14 protein-coding genes are annotated in these 15,195 nt (G+C 69.3%); 11 read left to right on the top strand and 3 right to left on the bottom strand.

Going from position 1 to position 15,195, the window contains the following annotated elements; translation table 11 throughout:
- Positions 1–111: 111 nt before the first annotated feature.
- From KY661_RS29410 to KY661_RS29420, 3 genes are all read left to right on the top strand, one after another.
- Positions 112–819, top strand: coding sequence for a DUF1775 domain-containing protein (locus KY661_RS29410; protein WP_225413377.1), 708 nt, complete (start codon positions 112–114; stop codon positions 817–819).
- 9 nt (positions 820–828) lie between these two features.
- A complete protein-coding gene (locus KY661_RS29415; RefSeq protein ID WP_225413378.1) occupies positions 829–1,044 on the top strand; it encodes a hypothetical protein in 216 nt (71 codons plus the stop codon).
- A 103-nt stretch (positions 1,045–1,147) separates the two neighbouring features.
- Complete coding sequence (locus KY661_RS29420) at positions 1,148–1,423, top strand: (2Fe-2S) ferredoxin domain-containing protein (protein ID WP_225413379.1); 276 nt, start codon at positions 1,148–1,150, stop codon at positions 1,421–1,423.
- 66 nt (positions 1,424–1,489) lie between these two features.
- Here KY661_RS29420 and KY661_RS29425 read toward each other — a convergent pair whose 3' ends face one another.
- Together KY661_RS29425 and ypfJ are read right to left on the bottom strand one after the other, a co-directional pair.
- The gene (locus KY661_RS29425) at positions 1,490–2,362 is read right to left on the bottom strand and encodes an alpha/beta fold hydrolase (protein ID WP_225413380.1); all 873 of its coding nucleotides are present in this window, start codon (positions 2,360–2,362) and stop codon (positions 1,490–1,492) included.
- 142 nt (positions 2,363–2,504) lie between these two features.
- On the bottom strand, positions 2,505–3,359 hold the full coding sequence (ypfJ, locus tag KY661_RS29430; protein ID WP_225413381.1) for a KPN_02809 family neutral zinc metallopeptidase: 855 nt from the start codon (positions 3,357–3,359) through the stop codon (positions 2,505–2,507).
- A gap of 551 nt (positions 3,360–3,910) precedes the next feature.
- Between ypfJ and KY661_RS29435 the strand changes: the two genes are divergently transcribed.
- The 4 genes from KY661_RS29435 (at position 3,911) to KY661_RS29450 (ending at position 7,315) form a co-directional block, all read left to right on the top strand.
- On the top strand, positions 3,911–4,495 hold the full coding sequence (locus KY661_RS29435; RefSeq protein WP_225413382.1) for a DUF5011 domain-containing protein: 585 nt from the start codon (positions 3,911–3,913) through the stop codon (positions 4,493–4,495).
- Positions 4,496–4,599: 104 nt separating this feature from the next.
- Positions 4,600–5,475, top strand: a complete 876-nt coding sequence (locus tag KY661_RS29440) for an ABC transporter ATP-binding protein (protein WP_225413383.1) — start codon at positions 4,600–4,602, stop codon at positions 5,473–5,475.
- 12 nt (positions 5,476–5,487) lie between these two features.
- Entirely contained in the window at positions 5,488–6,249 is a 762-nt protein-coding gene (locus tag KY661_RS29445; RefSeq protein ID WP_225413384.1) for an ABC transporter permease, read from the top strand.
- A gap of 64 nt (positions 6,250–6,313) precedes the next feature.
- Positions 6,314–7,315, top strand: coding sequence for an ABC transporter substrate-binding protein (locus KY661_RS29450; protein WP_225413385.1), 1,002 nt, complete (start codon positions 6,314–6,316; stop codon positions 7,313–7,315).
- A gap of 23 nt (positions 7,316–7,338) precedes the next feature.
- Here the strand turns inward: KY661_RS29450 and KY661_RS29455 are convergent, their stop codons facing one another.
- A complete protein-coding gene (locus KY661_RS29455; RefSeq protein ID WP_225413386.1) occupies positions 7,339–9,402 on the bottom strand; it encodes a PilZ domain-containing protein in 2,064 nt (687 codons plus the stop codon).
- Positions 9,403–9,890: 488 nt separating this feature from the next.
- Here KY661_RS29455 and KY661_RS29460 point away from each other — a divergent pair, with 488 nt between their 5' ends.
- The 4 genes from KY661_RS29460 (at position 9,891) to KY661_RS29475 (ending at position 15,155) form a co-directional block, all read left to right on the top strand.
- The gene (locus KY661_RS29460; protein ID WP_225413387.1) at positions 9,891–12,281 is read left to right on the top strand and encodes a serine/threonine-protein kinase; all 2,391 of its coding nucleotides are present in this window, start codon (positions 9,891–9,893) and stop codon (positions 12,279–12,281) included.
- Between the two features lie 85 nt (positions 12,282–12,366).
- The gene (locus KY661_RS29465) at positions 12,367–13,056 is read left to right on the top strand and encodes a head GIN domain-containing protein (RefSeq protein WP_225413388.1); all 690 of its coding nucleotides are present in this window, start codon (positions 12,367–12,369) and stop codon (positions 13,054–13,056) included.
- A 163-nt stretch (positions 13,057–13,219) separates the two neighbouring features.
- A complete protein-coding gene (locus KY661_RS29470; RefSeq protein ID WP_225413389.1) occupies positions 13,220–14,548 on the top strand; it encodes a hypothetical protein in 1,329 nt (442 codons plus the stop codon).
- A gap of 166 nt (positions 14,549–14,714) precedes the next feature.
- Complete coding sequence (locus tag KY661_RS29475; RefSeq protein WP_225413390.1) at positions 14,715–15,155, top strand: DofB protein; 441 nt, start codon at positions 14,715–14,717, stop codon at positions 15,153–15,155.
- Positions 15,156–15,195 lie beyond the last annotated feature (40 nt).

Here is a 15,195-nt window from a genome sequence, read left to right on the forward strand (position 1 = left end):
CCTCCCACGTAGGTGCTCCGAGGCAGGTAGCTCATGAGGTGGGTCCTCCGCCAGTCACTTTTTCAGCAGCCTGCTAGAAGGCGCCTGCAACTCTTTACCGGGGGAACCTGCATGAACGCATCTCCACGTCTGTTATTGGCTGCCGTGGCCACCCTGCTGTGCACCGCCGCCGAGGCCCACATCTCTGTCCTCTCGGGGCCCTTCATCGCCGGCAACTCCCAGGAACTCACGTTCAACATCGCCCATGGCTGCTCGGGCGCGGACACGTTCCGCATCGAGATCCACCTGCCCGAAAGCGTGACGTCGGTGCGTCCCCTGGACTCGGTGTTTGGCAAGGCCGCCCTCTCCAAGGACGCCAACGGCGCCGTGAAGTCCGTGGTCTGGACCAAGCCCGCCGCGGAGGTGCTCCCCGGGGACACCCACCTGTACCGCGTGGGCCTGAGCGCGATGCTGCCCAACAAACCCTTCACCACGTTGTACTTCCCCACCTTTCAGTCCTGCCGCGCCGCGGATGGCACCGAGTCCACCGTCGAGTGGAGCGCCACCCGTGGAGGCCATGACCACGGCGGGGGAACCGGCCCCTCGGCGAATCCCGCCCCTGCGGTGTTCCTGCTTCCCGAGCGCGCCCCCGGCTGGAACAAGTACACCGTGGATCAGCACGTCCACGACATGGGTGTCTTCAAGGATGCGCAGATCGTCTGGGCAGGAAAGACCGCCTACAGCCCCAACCCCCTCGTCCGGAGCCTCATCGAGCGGGAGCCGGACACCCAGATGCTCCAGGAGATTCATCCCGGCACCGAGATCTGGATCAAATACTGAGAGGCTTTCATGCGCCCTTTGCTCATCCTGACCGCCCTGTCGTGGCTGTGCGCGTGCTCCAGTGACAGCAGCACTCCAGCCCCCGCCCCCGGAGGGCCGCCGCCAGAGGTGCCTCCGGGCTCCTCCGTGGAGGCACCGCCCGCCGCCCAGCTCGATGCGGAGCTGAAGCCCTCCGCCTTCCAGGCCGGGGCGGGCCTGCCGGCCTCCCTCAAGCCGCCCCGGTGAAGCCCGGCCGTGCCGGGGGAGAAGGGTTGAGGTCCCCCGGCCTGGTCACTAGCTTGCCCCCATGAGCCCTGCTCGCCCTGTTCGCCCTCCTTGGAAAGCTGGCGTGGTGCTGGTGTGCCGGAAGTGTTCCGGCAACAAGACGCTGGATTTGCGCGGCTGGCTCAAGGACCGGCTCAAGGAGGACGGCCACAAGGGGCAGATCCGCATCCTCCGCGTGGGCTGCCTGGACATCTGTCCCAAGAAGCGCGTGATGGCCCTGGTGCAGCCGCTCCCAGGCCATGCCGGGGGCGGCTGTTTCGCGGTGGAGCCGAAAGAGGAGGGGGAGGACTTCTACCGCCAGGTGCTCAAGCTCCTGGAGGACACCCCCTCCCCGCGCTAAGCCCCTGAACACGAATGAACAAGAGGCGGCTCGCTCAGGAGCACGGCGGAAGGTGCCGCCAGCGCATCATGGCCGCCCTGCTGGCGCTCCGGCATGTGGCCTCTCCACGTCCAGCGCAAAGCCCCTGATCACGGCAGCCGCGCGAGCAGGTTCGTCCCGCAGCATTTCATGACCTGCGTCGAACCGCACCTCTGTGCACGGAGCCCGCAGGTGCTCCTTCAATTCCGCGACATCGGCGGGGGTGGCGATGACATCGTCGGCCGCGGAAAGGATGAGCACCGGAGCAGTAATCCTCGCGAGCCGGTCCCGAAGGTCGAAGGTTTGCATCTCGCCGCCCACGAAACTGTCGGCGACCTGCATGTTCATCACCATACGCGCTACCATCTGCGGGCCGGGAGCCGTGCGGCCATAGAGCGGGTAGCAACGCTCCATGTACTCGGGGAAATGCTCAGCGGGACGCCGGAAGAACCGGGACGCCGTATCCGCCGCCGCCGCGCCGCCAAGGCGCTCGAACGCTGCCAGCGCACGCTCCAGGACGAAGCGAGGCGCGGTTCCCGCCAGAATCAACCCTCCTGGCTGATCAGGATGGGCGGCGGCGTAGGCCTGGGCCACATACCCACCAAAGGAGTGGCCAAGGACGATGGGGCGATGCAAGCCCAAAGCTGCAACGAACCCATGGATGTCTTCCGCCCACCCGTCGAGCGTCAAACCCCGCCGGTCTCCTGTCTCACTTCGCCCATTCGCACGATGATCCAGATAGACGACGTGCAGGCGATCCGACACGGCTCTTCCCAGCTGCCGGTATGGCGAATGGTCGATTCCCGGACCCCCGTGCAGAATGAGCAGCGTCGGCCTGCGCCGCAGCTCGGGCCCACTCTCCTCCCATTCCGGCCCTTCTGTATCAAAGAACAAGCGCGCGCCGCTCACCTCAGCGTACATTTGCGTCTCCAAGAGCATGGCCACTGCAGCGGTCCACGAGCGTGGGGGTGATGGGCTCGCGGTGATTGCCAGCGCTCATTCCATCAACCTTCCGCTGCGCCATACCCCAGGTATACACCCGTCATGTCCGGGGGATGAGGCCTCAGCGGCCCTGCTGCTGGAAGGTGTTACACGCCTCAAGCGTGCCCTGCTCCAGGCCCCGGCGGAACCATTCCACCCGCTGCGCCGCGGAGCCGTGGGTGAAGGACTCGGGCACCACGTGCCCTCCCGCCCGGCGCTGAAGGGTGTCATCCCCGATGGCCGAGGCCGCGTTCAGCCCCTCCTCCACATCCCCCTGCTCCAGCACCTGGCGCTGCTGCTGGGCGTGGTGGGCCCAGATGCCGGCGTAGCAGTCCGCCTGCAGTTCCTGGAGCACGGACAGGGCGTTGGCGTCCCCCCGGCTCCGGGCCCGCATCTGCTGCACCCGCTGCGAGGTGCCCATTAGGTTCTGCACGTGGTGTCCCACCTCATGCGCCACCACGTACGCCTGCGCGAAGTCCCCGGAGGCGCCCAGCCGCCGGTCCAGCTCTCCGAAGAAGGTCAGGTCCAGGTACACCCGCTGGTCCCCTGGACAATAGAAGGGGCCCACCGCGCTCTCCTGGAAGCCGCAGGCGGACTCCACCGCGTCCGAGAAGAGGACCAGGCGCGGCTCCTCATAGGTGACGCCCACCTCGGAGAGCAGCGCGGGCCAGGTGTCCTCGGTGTCCGCCAGGATGACGGAGACGAACTCCTTGAGGGGCTCCTGGGCCGGGTCCACCGGTGCCCCCGAGCCTCCCATCCCGGAGGAGGGGGACTGGGGCGCCTGGGACACGAAGTCCCCCGGGTCTCCGCCCAGCAGGTACACCAGCACCGCGATGACCAGCGTCGCCGCCCCGCCTCCCACCGCCAGCGGGCGCCCCGCGCCCATGCCCCGGCGATCCTCGATGTTCGAGCTGCGACGGCCTCCTTGCCACCTCATGGGACACCCCTCCTGTCCCGTCCCAAGGTAGGCAGCCCCCTTGCCTCCATCGACCCGCCCCGCCCCCTTTCCAGAGCGGGCCTGAGCGGGGGGCAAGCCGCCAGGCGGGCGCCTGATTTCATCGGAGGTGATGATTTCCCGGCTGGCCATTTTCAAGCATCGCCCTCATGCCGGTGAAACCGAGACAGGCCCGTGAAACAAACTCACACCTTCACCGCATGTTTTCCAGGCGCGGCGGAGCATTAAGTCCCGCCTGTTGTGTAGCGCAATCCGTCACAGTTCCGGCGCAAGGCTTTGAAAACAATCTTCATATCCCTCTCAAATAAGCTGTTGCTTGCAGTTCCAGGCCTGTATCATCCGCCCCGCCGGACCGACGACGACAGGAGCCCCCATCCATGCGCCCTCTCCCCTTGTCTCTTGGCTTTCCCTCTCTGCGTTCGAAAGACAGTCTTTCCAAGCTGCTGCTGGCCGTGAGCCTTTGCGGTCCCCTGGCCGCGGGTGCCACTCAGGTGCAGGCCGAGGCAGACCATGACAACTTTTTGAGCCTGCGGTTGAGCGCGCCAGGGTATGCCGATGCCACCCGGCGCCCCAAGCTGCGGAGCCGCTCCGAAGCGTCCTCGTGCGAGGACACCACGCCCCCGCCCACCCTCACCGTCAACGGCAGCCTGGAGATGGCGCTGGAGTGCGGCGCGAGCACCTGGCAGGACCCGGGCGCCTCGGCCACGGATGCCTGCGGCCCCGTGACGGTGGATCGCTATAACTCGGGCGAGGATGCCTACGGCCCCGGCCCCAACCCGAGCGCCGAGGGCACCTACTCGGTGCAGTACATCGCCCGGAACAACACAGGTGAAGCGAGCGCCGTGCGTACCGTCACCGTGGAGGACACCCTGGCACCCCTCCTCGCGTTGAACGGCGAGCCGGAGATGACGCACACGTGCGGCACCCCGTTTGTGGATCCCGGCGTCACGGCCGAGGACGTGTGCTACGGCAACCTCACGCAGTCGGTCCAGGTCTTCGGGTATGTGAATGGCTGGGTCCCTGGCACCTACACGCTCGAGTACATGGTCACCGACGGCGGCGGCAACGCGGCCGCGCCCGTGCAGCGCACGGTGACCGTGGCGAACTGCCCCTGGTAAGCCGCCCCCTGGACGGCGCCCCCCAGGGCAACCGGGCAGGCAAGCCGCCGTCCCTCGTGGGTCGGGCAAGCAGGACGTAGGGGCAATTCCTACGTTGTAGGTGAATGTTCCGAGCCCTGCTGGCCCGTTGGAAGAACTCCCTCCAGCACCTGCGTCCCACGCGGGTGCCCGCCGAGCGCGCCAAGATCGCCGTGGCGCAGGTGGACTACGCCTACGCCAACAAGGTCGTGGCGCTGAAGAACGTGAACCTCAACGTTCACTCAGGAGAGTTCGTCTGTCTGCTCGGCCCCTCGGGCTGTGGCAAGTCCACGCTCCTGTATGCGCTGGCCGGGCAGCTCGTGCCCACCGGCGGCACCGTCTCCATCGATGACCAGCGGATTCGCGGGCCAGGGCCCGACCGGCTCCTCATGTTCCAGGAGGCCGCGCTGTTTCCGTGGATGACGGTGCAGGGCAACCTCCAGTTCGCCCTCGCCGCGCGCGGGGTGCCCCGGGCCGAGCGCAAGGCGCGGGCGCTCGAGTTCATCCAGCGCGTGCAGCTGTCCGGCTTCGAGAACACCCTGCCCCACCAGCTCTCGGGTGGCATGAAGATGCGCGTGAGCCTGGCACGGGCGCTCGCCACGGACCCGGCCGTGCTGCTGATGGACGAGCCCTTCGGTGCGCTGGATGCCCAAACGCGCATCCACATGCAGGAGCTGCTGCAGTCCATCTGGCTGCGCACCCGCAAGACGGTGGTGTTCGTCACCCACGACGTGCACGAGGCGCTGATGCTGAGCACCCGGGTGGTGCTCATGGCGCCGCGCCCCGGCCGCATCGTGAAGGACCTGGAAGTCCACCTGCCCATGCCCCGCTCGCTGGAGGACCGCCGGCTCAACGAGATGGCCCGGTACCTGCGCATGCTGATGCGCCAGGTGGATGGCTCCACCCCGGCCGCCGAGGCCGCGCCCGTGGACGCAGGCAAGACGGCGGCCCTGCACCATTAAAGGAGAGGGCACATGAAGCGCTGGGCACAGAAGCTGGGAATGCTGGTGCTGCTGCTGGGCGTCTGGGAGCTGCTGGCGCGCTCCGGCCTCTGGTCCCCTCACCTCTTCCCGGGGCCGGTGACGGTGGTGCAGAGCCTCGTCCGCATGGTGGCCACCGGGCAGATGGGCAGCGCGGTGCTGCGCTCCCTGGGGCGGCTGGGGCGCGCGTACCTCATCTCGGTGGGCATCGGCGTGCCCCTGGGCCTGGCCATCGCCCGGCTGTCGTTCTTCCGCGAGGCGGTGAAGCCCATCGTGGCGGGCTTGCAGGCCCTGCCCTCCATCTGCTGGCTGCCCCTGGCCCTGCTGTGGTTTGGCCTCAATGACTCGGCCATCCTCTTCGTCGTCGTCATGGGCAGCGTGCTCGCCATCGCCATCGCCGTGGAGGATGGGGTGAAGAGCATCGACCCGCAGCTCATCCGCGTGGCCCACACGCTGGGGGTCCGGGGCGCCCGCTTCTCGTTCGGCGTGCTGCTGCCCGCGGCCCTGCCCGGCATCATCACCGGGCTGAAGCTGGGGTGGAGCTTCGCCTGGCGCGCGCTGCTCGCGGGCGAGCTGCTCTTTGTCTCGGGCGGCCTGGGGCAGCTGCTCACCCTGGGCCGGGAGCTGATGGACGTGCCCCAGGTGATGGCGGTGATGCTGGCCATCATCGCCCTGGGCATGCTCGTGGACCGGCTGCTCTTCCAGACGGTGGAGAACCGGGTGCGGCGGCGCTGGGGCCTGCAACCCCAGCTGTGAGGTGGCCGACGCCCGGCGCCCAGAGCGGTTGCCTCCCGCGCCCGGCAAGGCGATGTGCACGGCGATGGACGTGCATCGCCGCCGCTGTCTCGTGGGCCTGTTGGCCCTGTCCGCCACCCCCTGGCTGGGCTGCAAGAAGGCCCCGAAGGACGGGGGCCCGCTGCGCCTGGGCTTCTTTCCCAACATCACCCATGCGCAGGCGCTCGTGGGCAACGCCGAGGGCGCCTTCTCCTCCGAGCCCGGCGTGGGGCCCCTGGAGGTGAAGCAGTTCAACGCGGGGCCCGCCGCCATGGAGGCCCTGGTGGCCGGCTCCCTGGACGTCTCGTACGTGGGCACCGGCCCCGCCATCAACACTTTCCTCAAGGCGGGCCGGGAGCTGCGCATCATCGCCGGCGCGGTGAACGGGGGCGCGGTGTTCGTCACCCGCACGGTGAAGACGCCCGAGGGGCTCAAGGGCCAGAAGCTGGCCTCGCCCCAGATTGGCAACACCCAGGACATCGCGCTGCGCTACTGGCTAAAGCAGCAGGGGCTGCGCGCCACCGGGGGCCCGGATGACGACGTGCAGGTGTTTCCCCTGACCAACCCGGACATCCTCGGCCAGTACCTCCATGGCGGAATCGAAGGGGCCTGGGTGCCCGAGCCCTGGGCCTCGCGCATGCTCACCGAGGGCGGCGGCCACATCCTCGTGGACGAGCGGGACTTGTGGCCCGGGGGAAGCTTTCCCACCACGGTGGTGGTGGCCACGAAGCGCGCCCTGGAGACGCGCAGGCCCCAGCTCGTGGCCCTGCTGCGCGCGCACGTGCGGCTGACGGAGCGCTGGCGCGCCAATCCCGGGCGGTTCCAGAACGAGGTGAATGCGGCCTTTGGCCAGCTCACCCACAAGCCCCTGCGCGAGGAGGTGCTGAAGGCGGCGTTCTCGCGGCTGGAGCCCGCGCTGGAGCCGGGCGGCGCGGCCCTGGCCGCCGCGGCACGGCATGCCCGGGAGCTGAACTACCTCACCAACGATGACATCTCGGGGCTGGTGGACCTCAGCCTGCTCGTCGAGGCGCGCGCCCCAGCCCCCTGAGGGGCGTCACCACAGGCCCTGCGTTACTCCGCGCGGGGCGTGGTGGCCTCGCACAGGTGCTCCAGGAACTCCGGCAGCAGGCCGGAGGAGATGATCCACAGCACGCCCTCGCCCAGGTCCGCCAGCGCCGCGCGCTCGGCGTACTCCACGTTGGTGCACTCCACGTAGTGGATGAAGAGGCGGCGGTTGCGCTCGCGGAACCACTCGGCCGCGCGCGTGAGCAGGCCGAACATGCCCTTCTGCGCCTCGGGCCGCGTGTCCTCGATGAGCGGGATGATGCGCACGCTGTCGAGGATCTGGAACAGGTTGAAGCCCGGGGTGGCCGTCTCGGCGATGCCGATCGCCACTGGCTTGCCGTCGATGCGGGCGACGAACGCCTCGCGCTCACGCGACAGCTGGGCGCTGTTCCACAGCTCGCGCGTGGCCTGCATGTCGAAGCGCTCGGGGACCAGGTCCAACGCCTCGCGGAACGCCAGGGGCTTGGTCTGCTCCACGTGCTTGAAGAACACCGCGAGCTCTTCGGGCGTGGGCGTGCCCACCTCCACCCCGGCCGGGATGGGCTCCCAGGCGCGGTCCGTCTCGCCCTCCATCAGGCGGAAGTCGATGGCGGCCGACTGCCCGGTGTGCTCGTACCACGAGGCGAAGTCGAACATCGCGTAGCGCGACCAGCGGACCCGGGCCTCGAAGTACCCGAAGAACCACTTCACGTCCGGGTCGAGCTGCGCTGGCTCGTAGCCGCGCAGGTAGATGTCGCGCAGCGCCTCGCGCGCGGAGACCTTCTTGCCCTCCAGGCCGGTGGGGTGCTGGCGCGCCACCATGTGCGTCATCCAGCTGGTGCCGTAGGGCTTGGCCACCGAGATGGAGGCCTCCACCTTGGCACCATCCAGCGGCTTGACGATGCGGAAGCCCAGGCGCGGCCGGCCCACCAGCTTGTTCTGCGTCTCGTAGAACTCGCGCTTGAAGGCGTCGAACTTCGTCGGGTCCTTGCCCGAGAGCCGGAAGTACCCGGACTTCTCGTACATGTCCCACACCGCGTCGTTCCAGTCGCCCGCGGTGCGGGTGCGCGGGTGGATCTGCTCCTCCACCATGGCGCGCCAAGCCAGGCCGTGCTCCTCGTTGATGGGGCACACCCACATGCCGCAGCGGCGGCCCTTGGGGGTGGTGGAGATGTTGCGCACCTCGGCCAGAAGCTTCACCGGGGCGCGGTTGGGCATCTCCACCTCCATCACCGGCACGCGCATGCCCGGGTAGAGCAGGTCCTCGCCCGGCTCGGTCATGAAGGACAGCCCCTCGTAGGAGATGTCCATCAGCGAGCGGCGCACGCTCACCTGCGGCCAGAGCGGGTGGTTGAAGGAGAGGAAGCAGTCGATGGTGATGGGGGCGCGGCGCAGCCAGCGGTGGCGGAAGCGCGTGAGCTCCACCGGCAGCGGCATCACCCACAGCCCGCCCTCTTCGTGCGCCCGGTCCACGCGGAAGTGCAGCACCGAGCTGTAGCCGAAGGCCTCCATCGTGAAGGGGCGCCGGGGCACCGGCACCTCGGCCGCCCAGCCAATGGTTCCGTCGTACTTGTCGAACAGCGCCGCGCGGACCTCCACGCGGGTGCCATCCTCCAGCCGCGCCACGCCGCGGGTGCTGCGCGCGGCCAGCGCCTCGCTGATGCGGAGGATGCGGTCCTCGCGGGTGATGACTTCCTTCCACACCGGGCGGGCCTCGGGCACCACCAGGTGGCCACTCTCGCGCAGCAACTCCAGCGCGGAGACGATCTGCCGGCCCGTGTCCAGCGGGGGCGCCACGAAGCGCAGGCTCAGCTCGGGCGACATCTCCGGCCCGCCCATGGACACGTCCATCACCTCGGCCTGCAGCGACGGGGTGCAGCGGTTGCCCAGCCCCAGCACCACGGAGGCCGCCTGGCCCGGGCGCAGGGAGGTGCACGAGGCCATGTGCAGCGTCAGGTGCTCCAGCGACAGCTGCACCAACCGGCCCTCGGAGCCCTGCTCATCGCCGAAGGAGGCGACCGCCGACAGCGCCGTGCCCATCCGGTAGCCCAGAATTGACTCGCGGGTCGACATCCGGTTGTCCGACTGCATGGGAGCTCCGTCGCCGGGTGAATTGGCTTTTTCGTTATAGCAGAACAATTTCATAGCACGGTTCTGCGGTATTCCCCTAAGGGAATTTTTTTCCCTATCAGGGTTAGCAGCTTTTGTGCGGGGCGCATCTGCCTCGGACCCAAGGGCAAGGTCCACTGCTTTTTGGGTGTGCGGAACTCCGCAGATGGTCAGGAAGCCGATCGTCCTCCAGGGGGGTTAAACTGTCTACTGCCGGACCCTGAGGGCCGCTTCCTCCCTCGCTTGCCTCCCCCGGAACCAGCGCGGTTGCAGCCTGTTCGCGGAATTCTCGTTCGTTGCCCGGGGGCTGACCATCCCCCAGAAAATCCATGGTTTACGGATTCAGCACGTTCAGATCCAATTGAAGAAGGCCGTTTCTGCTGGATCTGCCCCCGGGGGAGGGGGGGGTGTTCGCCGCACTGCGTCCCATCGAATGGGCGCGTGTTGCGGTATACACTCCCCTTCCTCACATGGGCGGTTCCACGCTGCAGCTCACGACGGACGCGTTCAGCGGCCGGAAGCTGGGCAAATACGAGGTGCTCTGCCGCCTGTCCACGGGCGGAATGGCGGAGATTTTCCTCGCGTCGCAGCGGGGCCTGGCCGGCTTCCGCAAGCTCGTGGTGCTCAAGCAGATCCTCCCGGACATCAAGGGCGAGGAGGAGTTCGTCCGGATGTTCCTGGACGAGGCGAAGGTGACGGCGGCCTTCAACCACCCGCACATCGCCCAGGTGTTCGACCTGGACATCGCCGAGGGCGAGCTGTTCCTGGCCATGGAGTTCGTGCCGGGCGCCACGCTGGTGGAGGTGGCCAAGGCGTGCCGGCTGGCGGGCGAGGCCATCCCCATGGGCCTGTCGCTGGCCGCGGCGCGCGACACGGCGCTGGCGCTGCACTACGCGCACACCTTCACGGACCCGCTGGGCCGGCCCTCGCCCGTCATCCACCGGGACGTGGCCGAGAAGAACATCATGGTGACGTACGAGGGCGTCACCAAGCTCCTGGACTTCGGCATCGCCAAGAACCTGGCGCGGCGGGGCCGCACCCAGGTGGGCATGGTGAAGGGCACCAGCGGCTACATGTCCCCGGAGCAGCTGCTCGGCGAGCCGCTGGACTCGCGCAGTGACTTGTTCAGCCTGGGCGTGGTGCTGCACGAGTGCCTCACGGGCCTGCGCCTGTTCCACGCGAAGACGCCCGAGGCGGGCGCCGGCGCGGTGCTGCACGGCCAGGTGCCGCCCCCCTCGCGCGGCAACAAGGCGGTGCCCCCGGAGCTGGACGCCATCGTGCTCAAGGCGCTCGCGCGCAAGCGCGAGGACCGGTACGCCTCCACGCTGGAGTTCGCGCGCGCGCTGGAGCGCGCCGTGGGCCCCCTCATCTGGCACCCGGAGCAGAACGGCGAGCTGATGCAGCGGCTGTTCGCCGACCGGCGCGAGCAGACCCGGCAGCTCCTGGTGTCCGGGCAGGACCTGAGCGGCGACACCACCGGCGAGGTGCGCCTGTCCCAGATTTTCGCCCTGCCCGTGCCCCCGCCGCCCGAGCCGCAGGGCCCCTCGGGCCTGCCGCAGATCACCCCCGCCCTGCCCAGCCCTTCGCCTCGCATGGCCTCGGCCTCGGCGCTCACCGTGCCCTCCGCCATCCTGCCCTCCCCTTCCGAGGAGACGCGGGTCGCCTCCAAGGCCCCGGCCCCGGAGCCCGCGCACCGGCCCCCCACTCCTCCCGTGCCGCGCAGGCCCACGAGCAGCACGCTCCCGCCGGTGACACCTTCGGAGCCTCCCCGCAGGCGCACGAACGGCTCGCTCCCGCCGGTGGCGCCCAAGCGCGCCGTCCCCGCGGAGCCCGCCTCCCCGGAGCCCTCCGCCCGCCCGCAGGCCCCGGACGAGGGCGCCCGCAGGGGACCTCCCACACGGCCGCGCTCAGCCTCCAGCGAGCGGATTCCCCGCGCGACGGGCCACCCTCCGGCCCGGCCCTCGCAGTCCCGCCTTCCCACGCCCCCGGCCCCGGAGCCGTCCGAGGATGAGTCTGATTCCTCGGAGTTCATCACCCGTCCCTACCAGGTGCTTCCACCCGGCGGGGACGAGGAACCGGCCGACACCAACGAGACGGCCCTCCCCGAGGACGAGCTCCCCGAGAGCGATGAGACGAACATCATCACGGACTCGTACGGAGGGCCCGGCACGAGACCCAAGGGCCGTGGGCTGCTCTTCCTGGGCGTGGCCGCGCTCCTGGTGGTGGGCGGTGGCATCGCCGCGGCGGTGACGCTCGGGTGGAACATGATTCATGTGGAGGCGCTCTGGGCGGAGGAGGCGCCGCCGCCGCGAGGCCTGCTGGAGCCCTTGTCCGTGGCCAAGCCCACCCCGCCTCCGCCCCCCGCGCCCGCGGTTCCTCCCGAGCCAGCTCCCGAGCCAGCTCCCGAGCCAGCTCCCGAGCCAGCTCCCGCGCCGGTTCCCGAGGCGGTGGCCGAGGCCGCTCCGGCCCCCGCCGAGGCCGCTCCGGCCGAGCCGCCCCTGGACAGCGCTCCGGCGGACAGCGCCCCCGAGCCCGTCCCAGAGCCCATCGAGCCGCCCCCCCTGGAGCCGCAGCGCCCTGCCAAGCGGTCCCGCAAGGACGCGAAGCCCTCCCCGCCGGCCGCCCCTTCCATCCCCGCGGGCCTGGGCTCGCTCACCCTCGTCACCGAGCCCTACGCCAAGGTCTACCTGGGCAAGCGTTTCCTCGGTGAGACGCCCTTCTTCAACCTGGACTTCCCGCCCGGCCGGCACGCCCTGCGGCTCGTCGACCCTAATGGCAAGAGCCTGCGGCTCGCGGTGGAAGTAAAGAGCGGGGAGAACAGTTCGGTCCGCGTTCCCCTGGAGCAGCTCGCCCCGGAGTAGGCCCGGGCAATGGCTCCGCCGTCCGGGCGTACGCACGGAGGCCGGGGCCCCTGGAAGGCCCCGTTTCCGCCTGGAGCCCTCCGCCATGAAGACCCTGCGTGTTGCCGCCACCCTCTCCGCCCTCCTGCTGTCCTTCAGCGCCCTCGCCGAGGAGCAGACGCGCCAGACCGGGGACTTCCAGGGCATCTCGGTGGGCGGCGGCCTCAAGGCCCGCGTCACCGTGGGCCCCACGTCCGTGCGCCTCTCCGGCGACCCCCAGGCCCTGGAGCATGTCCAGACCGAGGTGGAGGACGGCACGCTCGTGGTGCGCTCGAAGCGGGGCGGCTCCTGGAAGGGCTCCTCCCGCGTCACCCTCACCGTCTCCAGCCCGCGGATGACGCGCGTGGAGGCCACCGGAGGCGCCTCGGTGGAGGCCGAGGCCACCGCCACGCCCACCTTCACCCTCGAGTCCAGCGGCGGCAGCACCGTGTCCGTGAGCGGCCTGGACTCCACGCGCGTCGAGGTGGACGCCAGCGGTGGGGCCAATGTGACGCTCAAGGGGCGCGCGGACCTGCTCGCCGCGGAGGCCAGCGGCGGCTGTCAGGTCTACGGCGAGGCGCTGAGCCTCAAGGCGCTCGAGGCCGAGGCCAGCGGCGGCTCCGAGGTGCGTGCCAATCCCACCGAGCGCGTCACGGCCGAGGCCAGCGGCGGCTCCACGGTCCAGGTTGACTCGCAGCCCGCTCAGCGGCATGTCTCCATCTCCGGTGGCTCGAAGGTGCGCTTCCCCCGTCCGTGACGGTGTCCCGGGGATGCTGGCGCCCACGTCCACCTACCTGCGCGGAGTCGGAGAGAGTTGGTAGGGATGTGAAAATTTCACGCCCCTATTGAAATCTGATCCGGGTTGTCGTCGATAATGGGGCACCCGTTTGCCCCACTCGCCGTTTACCCAGGAGTCCTCCATGACCTCTTCCTCGCCGTCGAAGTCCTCCCCGCTCTGGCAGACCCGGGCGCGGCCCCAGGTGGTGACGCACAAGGCCACCGAGAAGCTGGACGTCGTCATCGAGCGCGTACCGCAGGCGCAGCCCTCGCTGCTCGCGGCGCTGGCCTCCTCGCCGGCCGCGGAGTTCCTGGCGCCCGAGAGCCTGGAGAACACGCTGGGCGAGGACGTGGCGGTGGTGGACCGCGCCTCGGGCCGCACGGTGGCCTTCGCCAGCGTGCTCGCCGCGGAGGGCACGGACTTCCAGAAGCGCACGCGCCTGGCCGACAGCGCCCTGCAGCGCGCCGCCTACTTCACCCGCGTGCACGTGGCGCCGGACGCTCCGGCCGGCACGCAGGCGGTCCTCATGTACGCGGCGCTTCGCACCGCGCGCGCCTGGGGCCGCGATGTGGCCGCCTTCCTGATGGCGGACGATGACACCCCCACCTCGCGCCGCTATGGGCTCATCAACCTCGCCCACGTGGCGCGCGTGGACGTGCCCGGCAAGGGCGCCTTCCGCGCCAAGTCGCAGCGGCTGGACCTTCTGCTGCACCAGACCTCCGAGGAGGCCGCCCAGGCCGGCCAGCCCCTGGCGCCCTCGTTCCTCGTGCACGAGATTCTGGACACCCTGCAGCACCAGCTCTTCACCCCGGTGACGCAGGCGCGCTTCTTCACCGCGGTGGAGGCGGGCACCCTCACGCGCGAGCAATACATTTATTCGCTCACCCAGCTGCACCTGTTCGTGCGCTTCACCACGCGGCTGCTGGGCCGGTGCGTGGGTTACTCGCCCACCACCGAGCTGCGCACGCACTTCATCAGCCACCTCACCGGCGAGGTGAACCATGAAATCATCATCGAGCGCGACCTGGAGCACCTGGGCGAGAACCCCTCGTATGTGAAGGAGATTGCCCAGCCCAACGTGCCCACGCGCGAGTTCATGGCCTCGCAGGAGAGCGCCATTGGCTTCTACCAGGACCCGCTCTTGCTGCTCGTGGCGCCCCTGGCCGCCGAGGGCGTCACCGGGCACCTGGCCCCGGGCTTCATGGAGAAGCTCAACGCGTGCGTCGCCTCGTGGGGGGTGAAGGACCCACAGAAGGCCACCCGCTTCCTCAGCTCGCACATCGAGTATGACGGCGGCGAGGACGGGCACTGGCAGGGCAACCTGGACTTGCTGTCCAAGCACCTTCACAACGAGACGTTGCTGCGCCGCTTCCTGACGCTCTTGCGCGTGGCGGCCGAGGGCACGCTGCGCCAGTGGGACAGCTACGTGGGCGATGTGGAGTTGTGGACGGCTCGCCCGCCAGCCCAGTAAGCATCGCGACGCTGTAGCACCGGGATTCCGGGAGGGTGGGGAGTTTCCTTTCCACCTTCCCTCGCTTTGGTGCAGGATAGTGCCCTCGAAGAGGGCTTGCCTTCTACCGCCCGTACCCTCTCCGGCGGCCCCAGGCCCTCGTTACTCGTCGAGGAGTGAGGGCGTTGTGACGACTGCATTCAAAACCGAAGTGATTGACCGGATTTTCTTTGCCCGGTACTCCCAGCCGCCGTCCAAGGACACCACGGCGGCGGTGCTCGCGCTCGTGGCGGCCGCCCAGCAGCGGATGGGCCAGCCGCTCATCTACGTCGGCTCCATCGACTCCAAGTCGAAGGTCCCCAATGCCGAGGAGCGCAACAACCTCAACACCCTGCTGGCCGACCTGCGTCCGTACTGCGAGGCCATCAACCTCATCATCGAAGGCTCGGAGCTGCAGAACAGCCTCCAGCGCGTGGTCATCTCGGGGATGATCATCTTCACGCGCACCTACGACAACTTCGCGGTGCACAAGAGCATCGACGGCGTCACCGCGGACCTGGCCGAGCGGCTCAAGAAGGACGTGAGCCCCCTCATCAAGATGGCCCGGGACCGCGGTCTGGTGATGTAGCCCCCAGACGCACCCTCTGCCCCGTTGAGCGTCTTGGAGC

The sequence above is a fragment of the Allostigmatella hybrida genome (assembly GCF_020103775.1).
GTDB lineage: Bacteria > Myxococcota > Myxococcia > Myxococcales > Myxococcaceae > Hyalangium > Hyalangium aurantiaca.